The following is a 21,577-nucleotide window of genomic DNA, read 5'->3' as shown; positions in this document are numbered from 1 at the left end:
GAAGTCTGAACGTAGTCAATTCTCTCGTGTCGTTCGTACCAGCTTTGTGTGCGAGCAGCCAAAGCCTTGTTGTAGACGAGCCGTACACAGCCCATTGTCCGCCGCAAGAGTAATTCTTGCTCGGTGGTCGGATAGAAACGGTAACGATAGGCTTTATCCATCCTCACATTATAGCGTCAGTTCTGTGATTGCGTTAAACTTTTAAGATAAAGCCGCCCTAGAAGGACGGGGTTTCTACCCAATTTTTCGATGAAAGCTCTCTACCCCCCCATACAACCCTACCGGCACGGCAAACTAAAAGTCTCTGACTTGCACGAAATTTATTGGGAAGAAGCCGGAAATCCGCAAGGGAAGCCCGTGATTTTTCTGCACGGCGGTCCCGGCGGCGGGATCGATCCCAGCTATCGGCAATACTTCAATCCCCAGCAGTGGCGCATCGTTTTATTCGACCAACGGGGATGCGGAAAAAGCACCCCTCACGCCGAACTTCGAGAAAATACGACCTGGCATCTCGTCCGCGATATCGAACAATTGCGCCAATTTTTAAAGATCGATCGCTGGGTTGTTTTCGGAGGAAGTTGGGGCAGCACCCTTGCCCTCGCCTACAGTCAAACTCACCCCAATTGCTGTCTGGGATTAATTCTGCGCGGCATCTTTCTCTTGCGTCCCAAAGAATTGCAATGGTTCTATCAAGAAGGGGCAAGTTTTATCTTTCCCGACGCTTGGGAAGAATACCTCAAACCGATTCCCCCCGAAGAACGAGGCGATCTCTTGCGCGCTTATTACCAACGCCTCACCCATAAAAATTTAGCCATCCGAACCGAAGCCGCTAAAGCTTGGTCTATTTGGGAAGGAAGCACGAGCAAGCTATTACCTTCTGATGACTTAAAATCGCGTTTTGGAGAAGATAATTTTGCCGCTGCCTTTGCTAGGATTGAATGTCATTATTTTGTTAACGGCGGTTTTTTCGATCGCGAAAACCAACTCCTAGAAAACATCGATCGCATCCGCCACCTCCCCGCCGTTATCGTTCAAGGACGTTACGATATCGTCTGTCCGATGACCTCAGCTTGGGAACTCCATCGTGCTTGGCCTGAAGCCGAGTTTATTGTCGTTCCCGATGCCGGACATTCGATGAGCGAACCCGGAATTCGCAGCGCCTTAATTGAAGCGTGCGATGTAAAAAATTATGAGTTATGAGTTATGAGTTATGAATTATGAATGGTGAATGGGGGAATTACGAACTACGAATTACGAATTACGAATTACGAATTACGAATTACAAACTACGAATTACGAATTAAAATGTCTTTTCTCAATCGTCTCGCTGTGGAAGTTGCGCCGGATTTAATCGGCTGCACCTTAGTTCGTACTATGCCTGACGGTACGACCTTCGAGGGACTGATTGTTGAAACAGAAGCCTACGACCCCGGCGACCCAGCAATGCACGCCTACCGCCGCAAAACAGCGCGCAATCAAGCGATGTTTCTGCCTGCCGGTTACGCTTACGTTTATCTCATTTACGGCTGCTACCACTGCCTTAATATTGTTACCGATCGCGCTGATATTCCCAGTGCCGTGCTAATTCGCGCGCTGCAACTCGAAACTTTGCCTCCCTGGATTGAAGTGCCAAGCTTAAAACAGCGTCCTCGCATGGCTGCCGGCCCGGGAAAACTTTGTAAAGCCCTGCACATCGATCTCTCCTTGAATAGTACAGTCGTGCGACCGGGAGAACCCCTCAGTTTGAAACCGCGCGCGCCGCAGTTTCAGCAACAGTTAGTCGCTGGTACGCTTGCCCTAGTGCAAACCACTCGGATTGGGTTGACCAAAGGAGTCGAACTGCCTTGGCGTTGGTATTTAGCAGGCTGTCCCGCCGTCTCGAAGTCGCAAAGCCGTTAGCTGCGAACCCTTTAACCCTCAAGTAGCAGCTACTTTTTGACCGGTATTCCTCTATAGCGCGATCGCGCTATTTTGTCAATCTTTGTAACAGGATTTAATCAACTTGTTCCCTGGCGTTCAACCGAAATCTGCGGTTCTCAGAGAATTTGCGATCTCCGTAAAATTTCCGAGCGTTTCTGAAAGCCATACCGGTAGGCATTTAACTGCCGCGATCGCGATAAGTCTTTCATTTATGAGAGATAAGTAAATAAAAATTGCAATTTGTAAAGAAATGTAATAATCTGGAAAAGTGGGAAGCAAACAATTCAACTTGAAACAATCTCTAGGATTGTCCAATATTGTCGTTCTCCCACTTACCACCCTTGAAGTAGATACACTTGTCCTATGCCGTTTACCATCGACGCAGCCCGAGGAATTTTCCCCAACACCTTATCTGCTGATGCAGTCCCCGCGACGATTGCCAGATTTGCTCAACTCAGCGCCGAAGACCAACTTGCGTTAATTTGGTTCGCTTACCTCGAGATGGGGAAAACCATCACCATTGCTGCTCCTGGAGCCGCTAATATGCAGTTTGCAGAGCTAACGATGAATGAAATCAAGCAGATGGATTTCCGCCAGCAATCGCAAGTGATGTGCGACCTCGCTAACCGCGCCGACACGCCGATTGGTCGTACTTATGCCACTTGGTCTGCGAACATCAAACTCGGCTTCTGGTATCAACTCGGACAGTGGATGGAACAAGGTCTTGTCGCTCCTATTCCTGAAGGCTATAAACTCTCTGCTAACGCTTCAGCCGTACTGCAAGCAATCCGCAACTTAGACCCCGGACAGCAAATTACAGTATTGCGAAATGCAGTGGTTGATATGGGCTACGATATCAACAAGTTAGACAGTTACGAGCGAGTTGCCGAACCTGTTGTCGTACCTCAAGAAATCGGTCAACGTCAAAAAGTAACGATTGAAGGCATTGATAATGCGACGGTTCTCAGCTACATGAACAACCTCAATGCGAACGACTTCGATGCGTTAATCGAGTTGTTTGCTCCCGACGGTGCATTGCAACCTCCCTTCCAAAAACCGATTGTCGGAAAAGATGCCGTTCTTCGCTTCTTCCGGGAAGATTGCCAAAACCTCAAACTCCTGCCCGAGCGCGGTGTTGAAGAACCTGCTGATGAAGGTTACAAACAAATTAAAGTGACCGGAAAAGTTCAAACCCCTTGGTTTGGTGCAGGCGTAGGCATGAACATGGCATGGCGATTCTTGCTCAATCCCGACGGTAAAATTTTCTTTGTCGCGATCGACTTATTAGCTTCTCCGAAGGAACTTTTAAATCTCGTTCGTTAAGATAGGGCTAAGTTTGAGTATGACCCATCAGAGATAATGAATGGATAAGCGAGCGCTCTTAAATTTAGAGCGCTCATTATCGTGTTTTTGCCCGATAGTCGGGAATTTTTAGACAATTTTAATTAATTTATTAGTGCGAGGAGCAGTGAGCGAAATAGATTGGTCGGAAAGCGAAAAAGTTGTCGCTGAGGAAGCGTTTGGAAAAGCTTATAACCGAGAAACAGAAGCCTTAATTTCTGAAGTGCGATCGCGTGCCGGGGACATCAGCTTGCTCGAGCAAGTTTGGAACCTACACGACTATTTAAGCGCGAGAAGACACGAGATTGATGGTAAATACGACTATCAGTATTCAGAATTAATCTTTGCCTTAGCTGCATTAGTCAAACAAGGCTGGCTGAAGATTGAGGAGTTAAGCGGATTGGACAAAGATAAGCGAGCCAAGATTGGGGCGTTGGCTCGGATGTAACAGTTGCAGGAATCGTAAAAACTCACGTAAAAACGCGATCGCGGGTTATTTCGAGCGGGTGCTACAGCATTCCTCGGGGCAAAACGAGATCGCGTTGTCAATTGGATTTTATTGCTTGTAGCGTGCGATCGCGTCTTAGCGGCGCAGAATTAGGACATTCGGTAGGGTGGGCAGCGCCCACCAGCCAAGACGTTCAGCGTTTAGCAACGTATATTTACCAGCAAGTAATACCAGATTGATGGGTCGCTGCATAGAATGAAAAGTAGGGTGTGGAGCGCGAAGCGTAACGCACCGTTAAGTAGGAGGGTGTAAAAAAAGTGCGATGGGATTCGTAGGGGCGGGTTTAGCTAAAACCCTTGCTATGAGGTAAATTCAGCAGTCAAAACCCGCCCTCCTCAAGTTAAGGTTATTTTCGTCAACCTACTTATCCTGAGAATTTAGGAGAGTTGATTCTAGGCAACGCAATCTTAAATTGGTATAACGCTATATCCCCAATAATAATCGCCGTAGACTTCATTGAATATGCTGCAAAATTGCTCGAGTGGTGGGATGCGCCGACAACTCCCCCGCCCTGCCATTCGCCACCGCCTGCTGGATGAGGTCGATAAAATTTCTCCAAGCAGTTTGAATGTGGGGATGGTTTTCGGGCAGGCAGCGCGTCCAAATCGCCAACGCCCGTAGGTAGAGGGGTTCGGCTTCCTCGTAGCGTCCCATTGAAAAGTACAACGCCGCGAGATTGTTGAGGCTTTGTGCGGTGTGGGGATGGTCGGGTCCCAATTGCCGTTCGTGGATGCTGAGGGCGCGTTGGTAGAGGGGTTCGGCTTCCTCGTAGCGTCCCATTGCGTAGTACAACGCCGCGAGATTGTTGAGGCTTTGTGCGGTGTGGGGATGGTCGGGTCCCAATTGCCGTTCCCTGATGCTGAGGGCGCGTTGGTAGAGGGGTTCGGCTTCCTCGTAGAGTCCCATTGAGTCGTACAACCCCGCGAGATTGTTGAGGCTTTGTGCGGTGTGGGGATGGTCGGGTCCCAATTGCCGTTCCCTGATGCTGAGGGCGCGTTGGTAGAGGGGTTCGGCTTCCTCGTAGCGTCCCATTGCGTTGTACAACCCCGCGAGATTGTTGAGGCTGGTGGCGGTGTGGGGATGGTCGGGTCCCAATTGCCGCTCGTGGATGCTGAGGGCGCGTTGCAAGAGGGGTTCGGCTTCCTCGTAGCGTCCCATTGAGCGATACAACGCCGCGAGATTGTTGAGGCTTTGTGCGGTGGAGGGATGGTCGGGTCCCAATTGCCGCTCGTGGATGCTGAGGGCGCGTTGCAAGAGGGGTTCGGCTTCCTCGTAGCGTCCCATTGCGTAGTACAACGCCGCGAGATTGTTGAGGCTGGTGGCGGTGTCGGGATGGTCGGGTCCCAATTGCCGTTCGTTGATGCTGAGGGCGCGTTGCAAGAGGGATTCGGCTTCCTCGTAGCGTCCCATTGAGTTGTACAACCCCGCGAGATTGTTGAGGCTGGAGGCGGTGTCGGGATGGTCGGGTCCCAATTGCCGTTCGTTGATGCTGAGGGCGCGTTGCAAGAGGGGTTCGGCATCCAGCCAGCGACTCTGCGCTTCTGCCACTCGCGCCAGTCCGGTAAACAGCCATGTTGTATCGGTGCTATTCTCCAGCAAAGATGTTAACTTATCCGCCACTTCTTCTAAGTGCGGCAGCGCTTCTTCAACTCGCACGATATCGCTCAGCGTCACCGTCTGCGGAATCGTCTTTGCGACTTCCGTCAGCACGACGGCAAATCTCCACTGCAACTCTTCTACGACTTCGCCCAACTCTTCTTTTAACTTCACCGCAAAGAATTCGCGAATCAGCGAATGAAGCAGATAAGTTTCTTCTTTCTCCCGCGACAGCAAACTTCGCCCCAACAGTTCTTCATCGCGGCAATCTTCCAATTCCTCCTCCTCCCACTCCGGCAAACAGCCTTCTACCAACGCCCAAGGAATCGGCGCTAAAGCAAAAATGCTCAACAATCCCGCCAACCCCCGCGCTGCTTCGGGCAAATCCTGCCAACTCAACTCAAAAGCCGCCGCTACGCCCAATTTCGCCGTCGTATCGCGGTCGGTTTTAACCAGCGTCCTCGCTGCAAGTCGTTTTGCCTCCAACCGCTCCAGCATTACCGCCAAGCTCAAATCTTCCTTGCGCGCCAAGTACCGCCCCACCAATTCCAACCCCAAGGGCAAATATCCCAACCACTCGCACAATCGCTGGGCATCTTCAAGCTGCGAGTCAATGCGCGCTGCATCGTCAACTAACGCTCGCAGCAATTCCAAGGCATCGGCTTCTTCCAGCACCTTCAACTCCAAGCGCGCGCTTTTGGTTCGCAACTTCAACCGCGTCGTTATCAGCACCCGAAAGCGGCTGTCGAGTGCCTCGAGGTAGGTCTGGACTGCGGCTTCATCGGCTACATCGTCGAGGATAATCAGGATGGGTTCTCCCGTCCAGCGCTGACAAACCCACTTCACTTGTTCCACCACAGTTTTATAGGTATCGGGCGGTTGTGGCAAGCCCAATTCAACCCTCGCAAAATCGAGAATCCCAATCCCAACATCTTGGGCGCGGGCGTTTATCCAACAAATCCCGCCGGGATAGGTTTTTTCGGCGCGTTGTTGATAGCCGTATTGCAAGGCGAGTTCGGTTTTGCCCACGCCGCCCATCCCGGATACAGAGGAAATGACGGCGGTGGTGGCTTCCTGTAAGTTTTGATGGACGGTTTTGAGGGCTTCTTCGCGCCCGACAAATTTGACAACGCTGCTGATGGGGAGGTTTTGGGGGGTTACGGCGGGTTGGGGTGAGGCGGATTGGGGCTGGGATTTTTCCCTTTCGTATCGCTCCCACAGATAAGCTTTAAGAACTTTTAGTTTGCCTCGATTTTTGGAAGCTAGGTCGGGACAATCGGCCGCAAAAATAGCGTAAATTGTGCGGAGTTGGCGTTCGAGTTGGACTTGAGAAATATCGAGACTGGCTGCAATCTTACTATTTTTATCGTTATCGTTACGCCGGTCTAAACGAGCAATTAGGACGGTGCATTGCTCTGCCGTCAGTTTATGTTTAGTGCCAATACTGTTGAGAAATTCAGTCCATTCCATTGCTGTATTAAAGCTGACACCAATTGTAAGCCGCCGCGCCCCTACTAATTTTTTCACATCCGATCGCACCCTGTCATCGCTTACCGGAAGGGCATCATTAGCGTCAACTTAGGGTGAAACCCACTCATAAAGCGGAATCGCCCTCACCCCCAGCCCCTCTCCCAACCCTGGGAGAGGGGAGCAACAGAGAATTCTTCTCCCCCCTCGCCCAAAATTGGGAGAGGGGGGTCGGGGGGGTGAGGGCTGGGATGACGCTATAACAAACACTCGTGCTTAAGTTGACACTAATGTGCAGAGCAATTCCTCTACGATAGCATTGGCTTTTGGGTCTGGGCAGAGGTATCGCGCGTGCAGCAAGTGTATGGTTTCTAGATAGCTTTCGGGGGGTTAATTTTTTTCTGGAACGCTGATGATTAAAGCATCCCAGAGTTCTAGTAGATTTTTAACGATGAACGACAACATGACCGAATCCAACCAAACCCAAATCGCGATTCCCCCTTCTCTCGAGTTTCCCGCACCGCTTCCGCAAGCTTTGACTTTGCCGCATTGGTTGCTTGCTATTTATCTACTCAGTGCAATCAGCGCCCACTTCTATCGAACGGCGTTGGTTGTCCTGGAAATTGCGCGGCTTTGGAAAAAACCCACTCCCAATAAGCCGAAAGCGGAATAAGGAGGCAATGTTTAAGGTCTCGGCTTGCGATCTGCGGCGAGTCGGGACTTTAATTTGGGAACCCGATCGCGAGTTCTGGCTTCTTCTATATAGTGCCACTTACTTGCGAATGTCCGTTTTACTAAACGCACAAAAGTCTTGGCTGGTGGGCGCTGCCTACCCTACCGAATGTCTCTACCCAATCTCATAACCGAGTTGCGTAGCGCTATAACATTAGAGGTCAGAAGCAGCACCGTATGGGTGCGTTACACTTCGCTTACTTTCACTTAAAGTCAGTGCCATTGGGTCATAAACAATCGTTGAAAATCTGCCCTAGCGCCAGGAAATATGAGACGATGCTCTAAGTTGGGCAGAAAGACATCGCAAAAAACTGCAATAGCACCCCAAGCGCCATGAATATATCCTCTCAAAACCGATAAATAATCAGGCATGGAGAAAAGCTAAATGAAGTCCGCACTACCCCTGAAACTCGCAGCCTTAGCAACGGCTACGATTTCCATCTTGACACCTCTAGAAGACGTTCGCGCCCAAACAATTTTTGGCGAAACGGAAGTTGCCCAACAGAACTTCGTCGCGATTGCCTCTCCCTTCGGCGACACGGGTAACAACTTTACCCTCACTGTCATCGAACAAATTCCCGGCAAACGCGCTTGTTGGGGCGAAATGGGCGCTCAGCCCACCCTGATCGATCCCCTTTGGGAAACCTTTGACTTCACCAATATCTGTCGGCGCTTTCGAGACACCAACGGCTACTCGATTCGCATCAACGGACAAGATTACGGTTTGGAGTATCTTCCCACTCTAGTCCGACGCGGCAACGAAGTTCAACTCATTGGACTGCCGCGCGTTGGTGTTAGCGGTAATGAATTTCTCATCGGACGCAGCCAAGGACTTACCAACGGCTATCTTAAAATTGTCCTCGAACCGGGCTGGCGTTTCACCAAACGCAACTATCAAGGACAAATCCAACAAGGTCATACTTATTTCAGTAAGAGCGATGGCGTAACGCCACCGCCGCCACCACCACCGCCGCCACCGCCACCGCCGCCGCCAACAGGTTTCCGGGATATTACCAATGACCTTTATCGCTCGGAGATCGAGCAAGCGGTTAAACTGGGCTTTATTGCCGGTTTCGCGGAAGATAATACCTTCCGTCCGCTCAATCCCCTGACGCGGGAGCAATTGGTTTCAATGGTGTTTGAAGCGATGCGCGGAATTCCTAATGTGAATGTTACCGCACCGACTGTAACTACTTCGCCCTTCCCAGACGTTCCGGCTTCGCGCTGGAGTGCGGCTAAAATTAAGTGGGCGCGCGACAATAAAATCGTTGAAGGGTATTTAGAAGATGGAACCTTCAGACCGGAACGAAATGTCACTCGCGCTGAGTTAATCGCTGTGATGAAGAAGGCGGCGCAATACGGCAAAACCTTGCGCGGTTTGTCGCCGACCTTGGAAGCCAAACAACCGCCCGTTACCTTCTCGGATATGAGCGGACATTGGGCAGCGAGCCTCTCGCAAGAAATGTCGTCTTACTGTCGCGTTGCTTCGCCGCTGAACGAAGTAGGGACGAACTTTACGCCTAATACGCCTTCTCAGCGCAATTATGCTGCGGCCGCGACGTTGCGAATGCTTAATTGCGTAAAGTCGGAGCAACGTTAAATCTTAGCGTTGAGTTACAAGCCCTATCCCAAGCGGGGGTGGGGCAGTTGATACTCTTTTGCCGATCGCAGAGATTTTCTGAATCTCGCGATCGCGCGCTCAAAAAATGATTGGGAGCTAAAACCACAACTTGTGGCGCTCCCAATTCTTTAATGTAGATATGCGGATGGCGAGACTCGAACTCGCACAGCGAAGCCACACGCCCCTCAAGCGTGCGTGTCTACCAATTCCACCACATCCGCGCTCGGAGTTAACGGATTGTTTTTTAAGCAATCCAGTTTCTTATTATAGCAAAAGTTTTAAAAATTGGCACAATTAATTTTGAATGGGTTGAAAGACAGCGATCGATCGCGTCTCTTAGCCCAACCCGCACAAATCCAAAGTCAGACGGTTCTCCCAAACGTATATTCATCCCAATCGCCAACAATTTCGTAGCCGATCGCGCTATAGATACGATTAGAGGTAGGATTCGTGACATCCGTAAACAAAAAACAGTAGCGATAACCGCGAGCCAGTAGGATTTCGCTCAAAGTCGCCACGCAGGAAGTCGCGTACCCTTTGCGGCGGTAGACCGAAGGTGTATAAACCGCCGTTATCGTCGCTCCGTTGGGCGTAGAACGACCGCAGACGGCTAAAGAAACTGGCATTTCTTTGCCATCGGGCGCGGGAATCGTCCAAAAATAAATGCGCTCTTCCTCAATTTGGTACTCCACTGTCCAATTGAGATTAGGTTTTTCGATTCCTAGCGCCTCCTGGAAAAACTCAGCTTGCCACGCTATGGCTAACTGGCGCTCGGCAAAAGTTGCCAAACGCAACTGTCCCTCTACTTTAGCGATCGGTTGCACCCGCTCGAGTTGGCGAACGTGCAGTTGCAAGCTCGGATTGCAGGGCGCGCCTGTCATTTCCTGCCAAAGCTCAGCAAAAATCTTCGCTTCAAAGGCAGGCGCACTGACACCAGGTAGAACGCGCTGGCGGCGCTGGCAGTCTAGAGCGATCGCTTCGAGGGCAGAGCGAGTTCTCAAACGACGCTCCTCCTCACCGGATAAGCCAGTTTCTTCTGCTTGCGTTGGGGCGCGCTGACCGACTTCAGACACTAACAACTTATAGGGGGGCATCTGCGAAGCCACGGCTACCACCTTCCCTTCAGTTTCAACAGTAACGAGATAAGGGGGCAGGGAATACCGTTCCGGGTAGCGAACCAGCGATTTGGCTAAGGCTAGCATTAAATTATGAAGTGCTTCATTAGCAAGCCAATGAGGTTCGGCACGAGCGTAAAATTCGGGGGCGTTTTTAAACCGATGTAATTCCATTGCAGCTAGTGAAGTTTATGGCCGCAATGCGAGCAGAAACGGTCTTCAGGAGCGATGGACGCGCCGCACTGACTGCAAAAATGCCGCGTTGACTGAGGCGAGGGCGCTTCCATACGCATTGCCATATTGCCCGATCGCATCTCCATTGTCTCGGTTTTAGCGCTTAAATCTCCCATCTTCATCGGTTTCATGGGTTCCATCGGTTTCATGGAGGGTATTGACGACGAGAACGAGTCGCTCGACACTTCTTGTAAGGGGTAGGAACGAGCCAGAGCGAGGGAAGGCGGACTGCTTACCGGACTCGCGCTGCTACCTTGGAGCCGAATATAAGTTTCGCCGCGATCGCTCGTCAGCTTGAGAATCACCCCGCTAGAAGTTTCAAACAATTCGGGCTTTGCCGTCCAGTTTCCCGTCTCAAAGGTACGACTTGATTGTTGCTGCTGTCCCGGACTGCCGGTAGAGGTTGCGATTGTGGTTTGCCCGCCAGAATTATCGAGATAAATGTTCTGACCGGGCCTAAGTTCGCATGAATAAGCCATAAATGGCCTCCGTTCAAACGCAGTTTCGTTCTTAAAATTGTACGTTTGACCTCGCTCTAGTTTCAGTTTCTTAAGAATTCTGTTAACCGAATCCTAGGGGAGATTTCAATTCACTAAGAACGTGCAAGCATTGCTTAGAAAGCCAAAAATCGTGTGACACCCAATTAACTGTCCCGAAGCGGGCAACTTCTACGCGATCGCGGCGGTCATTGAACCCAGGTAACAGAGAATGTCAGAAGCGGCAATAAACCAAATATTGCTATATTCCTGCAAAAACAAAGAATAAAAGCTAAACTACACTTCTCTGGAACCTTTCAGTTACTCTCAAGTCTAATTTCTTAACAATACGAGTTCAGTGTTTTTTTGGAGAAGGTTATCGATGTTGAAACTCAATCGTTGGAAAGCTACAACCGCTTTAGTTCTCACTGCTAGCATGAACGCCACCGCGATCGCGCCTCTGGTCGCTCCGATGCTGGCTCCCGCCCCGGCTATGGCTCAAAGCACGGGCTTCCGAGATGTCTCCGATAGTTATTGGGCAGCAGATTTCATTCAGCAGTTAGTGCAACGCGGTGTAATCGCTGGTTTCCCCGACGGCACATTCCGCCCCGACGCGCCCGTAACGCGCGCTCAGTATTCTGCCATGTTGAGAAAGGCATTCAATAAAGGCAAAATCCGCGATAAAGTCAGTTTTGTGGATGTTCCTTCTACTTATTGGGCAATGTCCGCAATTGACGAGGCTTATGAAATGGGCTTCCTCTCCGGTTATCCCGGCCGCATCTTCCAACCGGAACAAAATATTCCTCGCGAACAAGTCTTGGTATCTCTGGCGAATGGTTTGAACTACACGACCACGCGCACGGTTAACGAAACACTATCTTACTACAACGATTTCTCCAGCATTTCTTCCTACGCGCGCAGCCCCATTGCAGCAGCGACGGAGAAAAACATGGTCGTGAACTATCCGATCTTAAAAACGTTGAATCCCGTCCGCAATGCTACTCGCGCTGAAGTAGCCGCCTTCTTGTATCAAGCGTTAGTCAGTCAAAATTCGGCTTCTGCGATTGCCTCGAACTACATCGTTTCGCTTTCCCCCATCGTGACGGATTTCCGCATTCCCGCCGGAACGAGCATTCCCGTAACCTACGAACGCGATAAAATCGTGTTGATGCAAGAAGAAACCGTTCAAGTCGAACTGGTGGTCGCAACCAATATCACCACGTCGGACGGCACGCTGTTGATTCCTAAAGGCAGCAAAGTCTTGGGCGAACTGCGACCGGCAACGGGTGGTACTCAGTTTGTCTCGAAGGAAATCGTCTTCGCTAACGGCACGCGCAAGGCGTTCAATGCGACTTCTCAAGTCATTACGCAGACGGAAACAGTCCGCCAAGGTAGCTCGCTCGTTAATTTGCTCAAGAATGCAGCAATTGGCTCGGCAGCAGCAGCAGCAATTTCTGGCGTAACGGGCGATCGCACTATCACCGCTTCGGAAGTCTTAATCGGTACGGGTGCGGGCTTGCTTGCCTCTCTGGTTCAGCGTTTAATCGGTGCGGGAAGCGTCGATGTCCTCGTAGTGGAACCCAATACGGACTTGAATTTAACGCTGCGCTCTGACTTCGTGGTTAGCCCTCAATAAGTTTGAACCTCACATCCTACCAACAACGGGCAACCAGATAATTAGCGTTGTTCCTCCTAGATTCCCTAAGTTGAATTTCTCCGCGTCATTAGCCCCGCCATTTTTGGTGGGGCTAATGATTTCAATTTCCCCTTGCATCTGTTCGATTAATTCTTTCGCGATTGCTAGCCCCAGTCCCGTTCCTGGAATTTCGCCGCGCGCTTGTACGCCTCGGTAATGCCGCTCGAATAGATGGGCTTGGTCTTCTGGGGGAATGCCAGGGCCTGTATCGCGCACGGCAATGCCTTGCATTTTAGGCTTTTCAAGCCCAGCTTCGATCGCGACTCGCCCCCCACTCGGCGTATATTTTAGGGCATTATCGATCGCGTTGCTACAAACTTCGCGTAGGGCGCGCGCGTCGGCTTGCACGGGCGCTAAGGAGGTAGGGATGCGCGTTTCCAGCGTTAAATTGCGCTCGGATGCGATCGCTTCAGCCGAGGCGATTAACGGCTCGAGAACGTCTTTGACTGCCAAAGGTTCGAGTTGGACTTCCCCACCCGGTAGCAAGTAGAGAGAACCGGTTGCTGGTGTTGCTACCGCGTCGATGGAGCGATCCGCACTCGAAGCGAGGGCATACCGTTGGTCTTGCTCGATATGGGTTAAAGCTGCTTCTAACGAGTCTAAGTAACCGTCGAATTGCTGCAATAAGTCTTGTAAGCGATCGCTTTCGCGTAAAATATTGGCAGCCGTTTGATGGTTGCGATCTTCGGGGAATAACCGCTTGAGCAACAGTTTGCCAAACGTCCGTAGCGCCGTCAGGGGATTGCGAAATTGATGCAGCCAATCGTCTAAAATATTTTGCTGCACTCGTCGTATTTGCACTTGTTGCTGGAACTGTTGTCGATACCAATCTCGCTCGACTTCGAGACAGCGAGCGATCGCTAAAGTCCGTGCGACTTGCTCGATTTGGAGCAATTCCTGCTTTTTCCACTTGCGTTCCTTGCGCCGTGCGACTAACAATCCCAGCGCGCGATCTTCGTATAGGAGGGGCAGCACGATCTGGTAGCCTTGTTGGGCGGCAATTTGTTCTTCGGCTGCCTCAAAGGGCGAATCTCCCCGATCCAGCGTTTCTCCTCTGTCGCCCGGTAGTGCTGCCGCCGATAAACGTCGCGGTAAGGCGCTAAGCTCTGTTTCTGGCGATCGCAACATCTTGCTATCGGGGTAAACAAAAGCCGGCACTAACTTAGGGCTGCATTCAGCAAACTCTTCTGTCAAATATACCGCACACCAAGCCGCACCCAATCCTTGGGTCAGGAGCGCGACTTGCGCTTGACAGAGGTCGATAAACTCTACACTCGCTGAAGTTGAAAGCTTTGGATGCGACATTACTTAACTTTCAAACCTTGATTCTTACTTTTTGTTAATCTTTGGATCGAGGGTCAACTCAAGTTGTGCTTTCTGAGTTTTGCGCCAACGCCCGCGCGAGCTAAGGGTTTTCACTTCTGGACTTGCCGCTGGGGGATTGACAAATGGCCCTTGATATTTTGGTTTAAACCAGATATACTAGCCACGGCTTTTGTAACCAATATTACAGCTAGTCGCAAGACGAGGAGGTACGCAGATTGGCAAGAAAACGCAAACGCAAAAGTCGCCGACGCCAAGAAGGACGCAAAATCCTGGAATTAGTACCCCAGTATAACCTTGAAAGTGGCGAAGATAAACCCGTCACCGCAGCAAGAAAGTATATATCTTCTAATGGAATTGCTCCTCCTGCCTTGTTAGTCGTCCGACGAAACGAACACACTACGGATCGTTATTTTTGGGCAGAAAAGGGTTTGTTTGGAGCGCAATACGTGGAGGAAAATCACTTTCTCTTCCCCAGTTTGCGATTGGTTGCTCCAACCAGCAACAATAGTCCATTGGCTGTCGCCGCAAATCAATAAAAAAGCTAGCCTTGTTGCTGGGAAGCACGGTCTAGCTCGGGCATCTCCCCTCGAGGGTTGTAGCTTGGGGGGATGTTGTCTGGAAAATCAGATCAATAATAGCACGTCAGGGAAATTCGAGAAAATATAGTGTTGTTTCGATGCTCCTGACTTTTAATGGGCTTTCGCCGGAAGCTGCATCGCTTTTTGCAGTTCAGCAAGCTCGTCGCGATGGCCCGTAACGGTAACTAAGCTTTTAGCCCTGTTGCTTTCTGCGTCCATCGCTTCTATTTTTAAGCGGACTTGTTCGAGACGGCCTGCTTTTTTCCAGTAAAACCAGCCCGCCAGGGGCGATAGAAGAATTAGAGCAAAAAAGAAAGCAGCCCGCTCCGGGTAAAGAAACGATAAAATCAAACTCGAGCAAAGCAGCCCTAAAGCGGCGAGCAAACTGAGGAAAATCGCGAGAAACCAACTCGGACGGACAAAACCTTGGAAGGTGATTTGCTGTTGTTCGCGATCGAGGGCAGCAAGGCGATAAGCGCGCTGCTCGAAATAAGCTTGCAATTGAGAGAGAAAAACGTCCTCCGGAAGTTCTGCCGCCAATTGAATTTGCTCGGTGCGGGGTTTAACAGAGGCGCGAATGAAGAAGAATAGCCCCACGAGCAATAAAATTGTCAGGAAGAACGTTGAAGAAAGAATGGGAGAGTTCACAGCGGTTTTATGGAAATACTGGGTTTAAAACTTCGCCCTTATCGGGCGACTTTGTAATCTAATGCTAACAGGTTGCCGACCGCGAGAGCGAGAGGCAATTGGTTTAACGTTTTCCTCCGGGATTTAGGAATTTTTAGCATTTAAGATTGTAAAACTCAATATCAATTATCGCCTTTAGGCAAAATTCAGCCCGATAATTATTGCAATTTTATGGCAGTAAGGCTTAAAAAAGAAAAGAAATAAAAAAGGCGATCGCGGGTTTCCCAATTGGCAACGCGGATCGCTTCGCTCTCTTAAAAATCAATATTTTTTTCCTTCCGGTAGCTGGTTAGCTTTCAACAGCCCAGAGGGTTCAGATAGGCGAAATGTTTGCAGAACCTAGCCGCAGGAAAAGCCCTACATTGCTTTGCTCTCAGTGGTGATGTACTCTTGCCACAAACGAGCCAATTCTTCGGCTTGTCGGAGCGCCCGTTCGTCAACGCGATACATCCGGCGGGGTCGTCCTCGCCCTTCGACTTTCTTCCAATATCCCGCGATCGTTCCTTCTTCTTCTAAAAATTTCAGCGCGCCGTATAAGACCGTATCCGAAAGTCGGTAGGTCGAATAATCTTGTTCGAGTTGTTCGATCAGTTCGGTTCCGTAAGACTCTCCTTGCAGAAGAATGTAAAGAATATAACAAACTGCCAACTCTTTATTGAGATAATGAGGCGGCGGACTGTGGAAAAACTTATAGATATCTTCAAACTTCATTGTGTGACCCATCCATCATATTTCCCATAACGAGCAGAGCCAAGGTTATCTGCATTTTAATAGGGATGCACCAAATTAAGGGCGAGTGGGTTGCCCCCCTCTTGTTCTACCTTAGCTTACAAAGGTCAATCGGGTCGAGCAATTAGAAAATATACAGATCGCGATTCTACTGTTTAAATCCGATCGCTCCTTAAATACCGAAATAGACTCCTCCGAAGTGCAACAATTTGCCGAATCCATACTAACCCTCGAGCGCGAGTGAATACCGAACTTGTCGGCGGCGGTCAAAATCAGTAGCAACTAGCGCCAATAATCGCCCGCTCGAGAGCGGGGTGCGCTGAAATCGCGCTCGGCAGACACTTTCTCGCGCAGTCGCTTGACCGAACGACGCAAGGTCAACAAAGCGATCGTGTCTTGAGACTGCACTCTCGAAGTGGCGCTTTGAGAGAGGTTGACTTTTTGGTAAGCAGCAGAACTCAAAGCTAGCGCGATCGCGCAACTGAGGTAAGCGAGGTGCTGTCTCCAGGTCAATCGATTAAAATGTGCCATAGCTGTTAATAGACCGCAGCTAAATTTTGGGGGGCCATTCAAGCTACCGAGCAAGCGCTCAATACCATCTACAACCCTTTCCCCCTTGACTCCCGATTTCCCGAAAAAGTTCTTGAAGTAGAATAATAATCGCGATCGCGCCTAAGCGAGCGGTTTTCCAAATCTTGCACCTTCAATCAAAACACTTCTACTTGTCCGTCGTCTCTGAGATAAACTGCGTTATTCCCCCTCGCTCGACTGGCGCGAATTTCAATTCTTAGAACTTGCGCGGCGGGTTGGCTGACGCTCGCTTGCAGCGTACCGCCCTCTCCCGTCCAAAAGATCAGCGAAAAATTCGGGCTGAGGGTACTGCCGCGCAGGACGTAAAGCGACTGTCTGGAGGCGATACTCAAAAAATTTGTCTTGCCCACCTGCTGAATGAAAATGGGAATATAGGTGAGGTTGACAACTTCAATGGAAACGGGCTGTCCGGGAACAAACTGCATCGGAGCCGGACCGCAACTGGTAAGGGCAACACAAGTCCCAGCCAGCAAGGTAGGCGGCGGCGCTGCTAAGAGGAGCGATAAAGTTAAGAGGGGGGTTGTCAAAGGCAGTCGAGAGAGAGTCATGTCGCTTCGCTCCAATTCGTAATTGTTAATTCGTAATTCGTAATTAATATCCGATCGATAAATTAAGGGGCTTGGAATACGATGCGACGCATTTTTTTGTTTTCCATAACTGAAGTTAGTGGCTCTGAAACCCGAATGAATTAATTGTCAGTTTTGCCCGTAATTACGAGTTACGAACTACGAATTATTTTGTCTAAAGAGCGATCGCATATCGGCGTAAATCTTCAGAATTAAATTCTAATCCCTCATCTGTTGAATTGCGCTCTTATTTCAGCAATCTAGAGACTTCCGCGTGCATCAATGCAATATCCGGGTCGCGTTGAATGGCTTGATAGTATCGTTTTTCGAGAGAGGTTCCTTCGCGATTCGGTCGTAGGAGAGTCTTTGCTTTTTCAAGAAATCCTTCAGCTTTTTCGACGGTCATCGGTTCTTTAGCTTTAGGATCGAAGGCTTCATCAATTTCGACAATAAACTGCGAAATCGGGCGCAACCAACTAAACCAGTCGTGATTGACGACTAATTGAAAGAACTCACCGCTACTGCGAATCCGACCGAAAAATTGTTCGTAAACCACCCGCTCGGAGTTGAGTAAGGCTTTGTGTAAGCGCAGAATCGCAAGGCGGACTTCGCGGAGGCGTTGAAAGGTGAAATCGAGGGATGTATTTATTTCAGTCATCAGTTATCAGTTATCAGTTATCCGGGAGTGACAATATCTTTAATTGATAGCCAAATCAAAACCCCCGGCGAGCGACAGAAAAAAGAACTTGAGATTTTCAATCTTTCAATCTTTGGGCATCGGGCAATTTATCAACGCTCGACTATCTATTGATTACTTATCCCCAACGGAATCGTTCGAGGTCTTCGGTATATTCAATGGGGAGGACGGCAACGACATTTTCAGGGGGGTTGGGGACGATGTAGTGCGTAATGACTTCGCCGCCGTAAGTCGCTTCTCCGGCTGCAATTCCCGCTGCTTGCGCTCGCGTTACTTCAGAAACATGACCGCGAATCGCGATCGCGAAACGGCCGCTTTCGCTTTTATCGCAAAAGACGAGGGTAACGCTGGCTGCTTTCACGCAAGCATCGGCGGCGGCAAGAACGGCAGGAAAACCTAAAGTTTCGATGATACCAACAGCGTCTGGCATTGCGGGGTGTTTGAAGAGAATAACGTGCAATCTCCATTTTACCGCTATGCCGCCCTAATTCGGTCGAACCGTTACCCTCCACTGGCTGAAAAAGAGCGATTATACCAATTAAAAATTAAAAATTAAAAATTAAAAATGAAGAATTCTAGATATATTAAGGGTTTCAGCCTCAAAATGTGTCGTCCGAACTCGGAGAATTGGTATTAGGGGTTAAGGAATTCCTGGAGAAGAACCGACCAGTTGAATTTTGAGGTCGGGAAAGAGATTGACAAATTGAACTTTGAGGTCGGGAAAAATATCGACGATTTGCCATTCACCGCATTCATTGGGAAAATTTTCGACAAATTTTACCTTTAAGTCCGGTGCTGAAGGGACGACCTGAACTTTTACATCGGGAAAAGCTTGCACGACTTGCACTTTTCCGTAAAGATCGGCACCCTTGAAGCTACAGCGATTGGGGTTAATTTGCGAGATTGCGGGGAGGGCGAGTAAAATCATAGCCGCGATCGCAACGCCCCAGAAAACAAATTTGCGCTCCAGTAACATGACCGTTCGGAGGTAAGGGTTCTTTTAGCTTATCTTAACAAAGCCTCTCGAGCCGGGGATCGCGCTTCTAGAAGAGCGACGGGCTTGCGCTACACTTAAGAGAATACGAACAGAGGCTCCCTAGGAAAGGAGGCAGGGATGGATCGAGACTTTCGGAGGTTTTCACAATTTAACGGCTCGGGGATTGGTTGTTGGCTGACCCTATTGCTGGTGTGTTGGGCATTAGGCGCGATTGGTTTGGGTTGGTTGGTCAATAGCTTTTTTATTATCTTTGGCCTCCTGCTGATTTCCCCTGTTATCGCTTGGTTTATTTTTCGGTGGTGGGTTCAGCGCAACCTCATCGAAGATGAATGTCCTGTCTGTAACTTTCAATTTTCGGGCTTTAATGGGGTGGACTGCCGCTGTCCGAGTTGCGGGGAACCCTTAAAGGTGGAAGGCGGGCATTTTAAGCGTTTGACTCCGCCCGGTACGATTGATGTCGAAGCGATCGAAGTTTCTGCCCAATCGCTGGAAGATTCTTAAATAGCTATCGTTAAGGCAGTGAGGACAAATTTGGGTAGGGGCGAATGCCATTTCGCCCGGTTTTCGATCGCTGGCCTTGTCCTCGTCGATGTGTCTGTTGCGATCGCTTACAAACATCGTGAATTGAGAAGGGAAAAGCTCCACACTTTGCCCCTCTCTTCAAAGTTTTTGCTGTAGCCCGAAGGAAGCATTAAAAGCTCTAAATCTACCGTTCTCACCAAGATTTATTGCGAGATGGAAATCGTGTAACCATTCGAGCTACCACTAAGATCGCCAACATAGATTCTATATTGTCCCGGCATCCATAATCCGGGAATTGTTGGGGCTTGTCCGCCTGCTGTCACTGCACAAAAGCGCCCGTCGGGTCCGTCTATCAATAAGGTTGGTTGTCCGCCAGAAGACTGAACCTTAATGTTCATCGAGTTGATGCGTTGGGTAACGTTAAGGACGTGGTTGGGGGTTGCGGCAATTTTACCGCAGTCTGGCGTACTCACTGTTCCGCCGGATTGTCCGGAAAGAACGACCGAGGGATTGGGACTGGTGGCTAAGGCGACAGTTTCCGCAGCGCTGGGAAGTGCTGTCGATCCTAGCACGAGGGTGGCTAGGGCAGCAGGTACAAAGCGTGCATTGAGCTTGAGTTTCATAATGCCTTTCCCTCCCTAGACATCAGTGTTTTTACACTTTCAGTATGGACGGGAATCTAGGGGAAATTGGCAGCGAGTGTACTGTTTGTGAAGTGTCCCTTCGGAATCTACGGCCAATCCCTTCACTATTTTTGCAGAGTTTGTTGAAAAGTCTTAATTGCTTCAACATGATTCGCCATGTTAATGCAGCGCAAGAATAGATCGAGGTCGATTCCCTTCACGGCTTCACTCTTGGAAATCTTTTCGTAATGCAGCCCGTCGTCCTCTCTCCGCAGATGATAAATTTCCAATAATCCATCTTCCCAAAACCAAACTTCTGATATTTTCAAACGTTTGTAAGCTTCCAATTTATCGATGCCGCCGCTCGAAAACACGACCTCAATGACTAAATCGGGTAGCTTGCGATCGGGCGCAAGTTTATAAGATTTATCAGCTTCTCGCTTGACAGCAACGCCTTCGCTTTCTAAAGTCATTGAGCCGGTGGGTGTAAAATCAAATCCTCCCATTAGCAGAAAGAGTTCTAGCAATGCACCAAGTCTTTCTTTAATTGTTTCGTGGGGTTCTCCCGGCATTTTGACAATCTCCAGAGTTCCATCTAGAAAAGAAATTCGATATCCCGGACGGTCTAATAATTGTTCGACAGCTTTGAACTCTCTCCAAGTCAGTTTTGCAAACAGGAGAGGAGATTCTTTTTGAGGAGTTGCGATCGCGGCTACCATTAGGAGTCTCCAATAATGTCACTTCTGTTGAGAATTGAAGTCAAGCCTTGCAATCTTTGATTATAACATTTATAAATTTTAAAAAGCACAGAATGGATGGGAATCTAGGGGAAATTGGCAGCGAGTGTACTGTTTGTGAAGTGTCCCTTCGGAATCTACGGCAAATCCTTCACTATTTTTGCAGAGCTTGTTGAAAAGTCTTAATCGCTTCAACATGATTCGCCATGTTAATGCAGCGTAAGAATAGATCTAGGTCGATTCCCTTCACGGCTTCACTCTCAGAAATCTTTTCGTAGTGCAGCCCGTCGCCCTCTCCCCGCAGATGATAAATTTCCAATAATCCGTCTTCCCAAAACCAAACTTCTGGTATTTTTAAACGCTTGTAAGCTTCTAATTTGTCGATGCCGCCGCTCGAAAACACGACCTCAATGACTAAATCGGGTAGCTTGCGATCGGGCGCAAGTTTATAAGATTCATCTGCCTCTCGTTTGACAGCAACGCCTTCGCTTTCTAAAGTCATTGAGCCGGTGGGTGTAAAATCAAATCCTGCCATTAAAAGGTATAACTCTAGCAGGGCAGCGATTCTCTTTTTAACAGTTTCGTGGGGTTCTCCCGGCATTTTGACAATCTCCAGAGTTCCATCTAGAAAAGAAATTCGATATCCCGGACGGTCTAATAATTGTTCGACCGCTTTGAACTCTCTCCAAGTCAGTTTTGCAAACAGGAGAGGAGATTCTTTTTGAGGAGTTGCGATCGCGGCTATCATTAGGAGTTTCCAATAATGTCACTTTTGTTGAGAATTGAAGTCGAGCCTTGCAATCTTTAATTATAACATT

General features: G+C 49.4%; 26 protein-coding genes and 1 tRNA gene. 11 read left to right on the top strand and 16 right to left on the bottom strand.

The features are described 5' to 3' along the window. Positions 1-161 (bottom strand): helix-turn-helix domain-containing protein (locus H6G50_RS15605; RefSeq protein ID WP_190717897.1); only part of this gene is annotated, 161 nt, incomplete at its 3' end. Positions 162-249: 88 nt separating this feature from the next. Between H6G50_RS15605 and pip the strand changes: the two genes are divergently transcribed. The 5 genes from pip to H6G50_RS15580 all read left to right on the top strand — a co-directional run bounded on the left by pip (position 250) and on the right by H6G50_RS15580 (position 3,948). After that, the gene (pip, locus tag H6G50_RS15600) at positions 250-1,200 is read left to right on the top strand and encodes a prolyl aminopeptidase (protein WP_190717894.1); all 951 of its coding nucleotides are present in this window, start codon (positions 250-252) and stop codon (positions 1,198-1,200) included. A 105-nt stretch (positions 1,201-1,305) separates the two neighbouring features. After that, complete coding sequence (locus H6G50_RS15595; protein ID WP_242032844.1) at positions 1,306-1,899, top strand: DNA-3-methyladenine glycosylase; 594 nt, start codon at positions 1,306-1,308, stop codon at positions 1,897-1,899. 384 nt (positions 1,900-2,283) lie between these two features. Next, positions 2,284-3,243 carry an orange carotenoid-binding protein gene (locus H6G50_RS15590; protein ID WP_190717888.1) on the top strand — a complete coding sequence of 320 codons (960 nt, stop codon included), beginning with the start codon at positions 2,284-2,286 and terminating at the stop codon, positions 3,241-3,243. 145 nt (positions 3,244-3,388) lie between these two features. Beyond that, on the top strand, positions 3,389-3,709 hold the full coding sequence (locus H6G50_RS15585) for a hypothetical protein (RefSeq protein ID WP_190717886.1): 321 nt from the start codon (positions 3,389-3,391) through the stop codon (positions 3,707-3,709). Between the two features lie 101 nt (positions 3,710-3,810). Further along, positions 3,811-3,948 carry a hypothetical protein gene (locus tag H6G50_RS15580; RefSeq protein ID WP_190717883.1) on the top strand — a complete coding sequence of 46 codons (138 nt, stop codon included), beginning with the start codon at positions 3,811-3,813 and terminating at the stop codon, positions 3,946-3,948. Positions 3,949-4,222: 274 nt separating this feature from the next. Here H6G50_RS15580 and fxsT read toward each other — a convergent pair whose 3' ends face one another. Continuing rightward, positions 4,223-6,892, bottom strand: a complete 2,670-nt coding sequence (fxsT, locus tag H6G50_RS15575; protein WP_190717880.1) for an FxSxx-COOH system tetratricopeptide repeat protein — start codon at positions 6,890-6,892, stop codon at positions 4,223-4,225. A gap of 391 nt (positions 6,893-7,283) precedes the next feature. Between fxsT and H6G50_RS15570 the strand changes: the two genes are divergently transcribed. The 3 genes from H6G50_RS15570 (at position 7,284) to H6G50_RS15560 (ending at position 9,164) form a co-directional block, all read left to right on the top strand. Beyond that, the gene (locus tag H6G50_RS15570) at positions 7,284-7,505 is read left to right on the top strand and encodes a hypothetical protein (RefSeq protein ID WP_190717878.1); all 222 of its coding nucleotides are present in this window, start codon (positions 7,284-7,286) and stop codon (positions 7,503-7,505) included. 7 nt (positions 7,506-7,512) lie between these two features. Then, a complete protein-coding gene (locus H6G50_RS15565) occupies positions 7,513-7,695 on the top strand; it encodes a hypothetical protein (protein ID WP_190717875.1) in 183 nt (60 codons plus the stop codon). A 254-nt stretch (positions 7,696-7,949) separates the two neighbouring features. After that, positions 7,950-9,164, top strand: a complete 1,215-nt coding sequence (locus H6G50_RS15560; protein WP_190717872.1) for a DUF3747 domain-containing protein — start codon at positions 7,950-7,952, stop codon at positions 9,162-9,164. Between the two features lie 161 nt (positions 9,165-9,325). Here the strand turns inward: H6G50_RS15560 and H6G50_RS15555 are convergent. The 3 genes from H6G50_RS15555 to H6G50_RS15545 all read right to left on the bottom strand — a co-directional run bounded on the left by H6G50_RS15555 (position 9,326) and on the right by H6G50_RS15545 (position 11,013). Beyond that, positions 9,326-9,406 (bottom strand) — tRNA-Leu (locus H6G50_RS15555). A gap of 141 nt (positions 9,407-9,547) precedes the next feature. Then, positions 9,548-10,474, bottom strand: coding sequence for a GNAT family N-acetyltransferase (locus tag H6G50_RS15550; protein WP_190717869.1), 927 nt, complete (start codon positions 10,472-10,474; stop codon positions 9,548-9,550). A gap of 5 nt (positions 10,475-10,479) precedes the next feature. Beyond that, a complete protein-coding gene (locus tag H6G50_RS15545; RefSeq protein ID WP_190717866.1) occupies positions 10,480-11,013 on the bottom strand; it encodes a zinc ribbon domain-containing protein in 534 nt (177 codons plus the stop codon). Between the two features lie 379 nt (positions 11,014-11,392). On the opposite strand from H6G50_RS15545, the gene H6G50_RS15540 reads away from it, so the two are divergent. Then, complete coding sequence (locus H6G50_RS15540; RefSeq protein ID WP_190717863.1) at positions 11,393-12,646, top strand: S-layer homology domain-containing protein; 1,254 nt, start codon at positions 11,393-11,395, stop codon at positions 12,644-12,646. A 9-nt stretch (positions 12,647-12,655) separates the two neighbouring features. Here H6G50_RS15540 and H6G50_RS15535 read toward each other — a convergent pair whose 3' ends face one another. After that, positions 12,656-14,011 (bottom strand): ATP-binding protein, encoded by a 1,356-nt coding sequence (locus H6G50_RS15535; RefSeq protein ID WP_190717860.1) that lies wholly within the window; start codon positions 14,009-14,011, stop codon positions 12,656-12,658. 236 nt (positions 14,012-14,247) lie between these two features. Between H6G50_RS15535 and H6G50_RS15530 the strand changes: the two genes are divergently transcribed. Then, positions 14,248-14,568 (top strand): DUF3155 domain-containing protein, encoded by a 321-nt coding sequence (locus H6G50_RS15530; RefSeq protein WP_190717857.1) that lies wholly within the window; start codon positions 14,248-14,250, stop codon positions 14,566-14,568. 153 nt (positions 14,569-14,721) lie between these two features. On the opposite strand, the gene H6G50_RS15525 is transcribed toward H6G50_RS15530, so the two are convergent. The 7 genes from H6G50_RS15525 to H6G50_RS15495 form a co-directional block, all read right to left on the bottom strand. Next, entirely contained in the window at positions 14,722-15,258 is a 537-nt protein-coding gene (locus H6G50_RS15525; protein WP_190717854.1) for a cofactor assembly of complex C subunit B, read from the bottom strand. A gap of 396 nt (positions 15,259-15,654) precedes the next feature. Further along, a complete protein-coding gene (locus tag H6G50_RS15520) occupies positions 15,655-16,008 on the bottom strand; it encodes a PadR family transcriptional regulator (RefSeq protein ID WP_190717925.1) in 354 nt (117 codons plus the stop codon). 300 nt (positions 16,009-16,308) lie between these two features. After that, on the bottom strand, positions 16,309-16,557 hold the full coding sequence (locus H6G50_RS15515) for a hypothetical protein (protein WP_190717844.1): 249 nt from the start codon (positions 16,555-16,557) through the stop codon (positions 16,309-16,311). Between the two features lie 176 nt (positions 16,558-16,733). Next, a complete protein-coding gene (locus tag H6G50_RS15510; protein ID WP_190717842.1) occupies positions 16,734-17,165 on the bottom strand; it encodes a hypothetical protein in 432 nt (143 codons plus the stop codon). A gap of 265 nt (positions 17,166-17,430) precedes the next feature. Continuing rightward, positions 17,431-17,841 (bottom strand): hypothetical protein, encoded by a 411-nt coding sequence (locus H6G50_RS15505; protein ID WP_190717840.1) that lies wholly within the window; start codon positions 17,839-17,841, stop codon positions 17,431-17,433. A gap of 157 nt (positions 17,842-17,998) precedes the next feature. Further along, positions 17,999-18,310, bottom strand: a complete 312-nt coding sequence (locus H6G50_RS15500; RefSeq protein ID WP_190717838.1) for a BMC domain-containing protein — start codon at positions 18,308-18,310, stop codon at positions 17,999-18,001. Positions 18,311-18,520: 210 nt separating this feature from the next. Then, a complete protein-coding gene (locus H6G50_RS15495) occupies positions 18,521-18,856 on the bottom strand; it encodes a hypothetical protein (protein ID WP_199303018.1) in 336 nt (111 codons plus the stop codon). A gap of 138 nt (positions 18,857-18,994) precedes the next feature. Here H6G50_RS15495 and H6G50_RS15490 point away from each other — a divergent pair, with 138 nt between their 5' ends. Then, the gene (locus H6G50_RS15490) at positions 18,995-19,378 is read left to right on the top strand and encodes a hypothetical protein (RefSeq protein WP_190717836.1); all 384 of its coding nucleotides are present in this window, start codon (positions 18,995-18,997) and stop codon (positions 19,376-19,378) included. A gap of 224 nt (positions 19,379-19,602) precedes the next feature. Here H6G50_RS15490 and H6G50_RS15485 read toward each other — a convergent pair whose 3' ends face one another. The 3 genes from H6G50_RS15485 to H6G50_RS15475 form a co-directional block, all read right to left on the bottom strand. Continuing rightward, positions 19,603-20,022, bottom strand: a complete 420-nt coding sequence (locus H6G50_RS15485) for a hypothetical protein (RefSeq protein ID WP_190717834.1) — start codon at positions 20,020-20,022, stop codon at positions 19,603-19,605. 125 nt (positions 20,023-20,147) lie between these two features. After that, on the bottom strand, positions 20,148-20,741 hold the full coding sequence (locus tag H6G50_RS15480; RefSeq protein ID WP_190717832.1) for a Uma2 family endonuclease: 594 nt from the start codon (positions 20,739-20,741) through the stop codon (positions 20,148-20,150). A 172-nt stretch (positions 20,742-20,913) separates the two neighbouring features. Then, entirely contained in the window at positions 20,914-21,507 is a 594-nt protein-coding gene (locus H6G50_RS15475; protein WP_190717830.1) for a Uma2 family endonuclease, read from the bottom strand. Positions 21,508-21,577: the final 70 nt, after the last annotated feature.

Origin of the sequence: Oscillatoria sp. FACHB-1406 (assembly GCF_014698145.1) — a bacterium.
Classification (GTDB): domain Bacteria; phylum Cyanobacteriota; class Cyanobacteriia; order Cyanobacteriales; family Spirulinaceae; genus FACHB-1406.
This window is presented reverse-complemented; position numbering and strand designations above follow the sequence as displayed.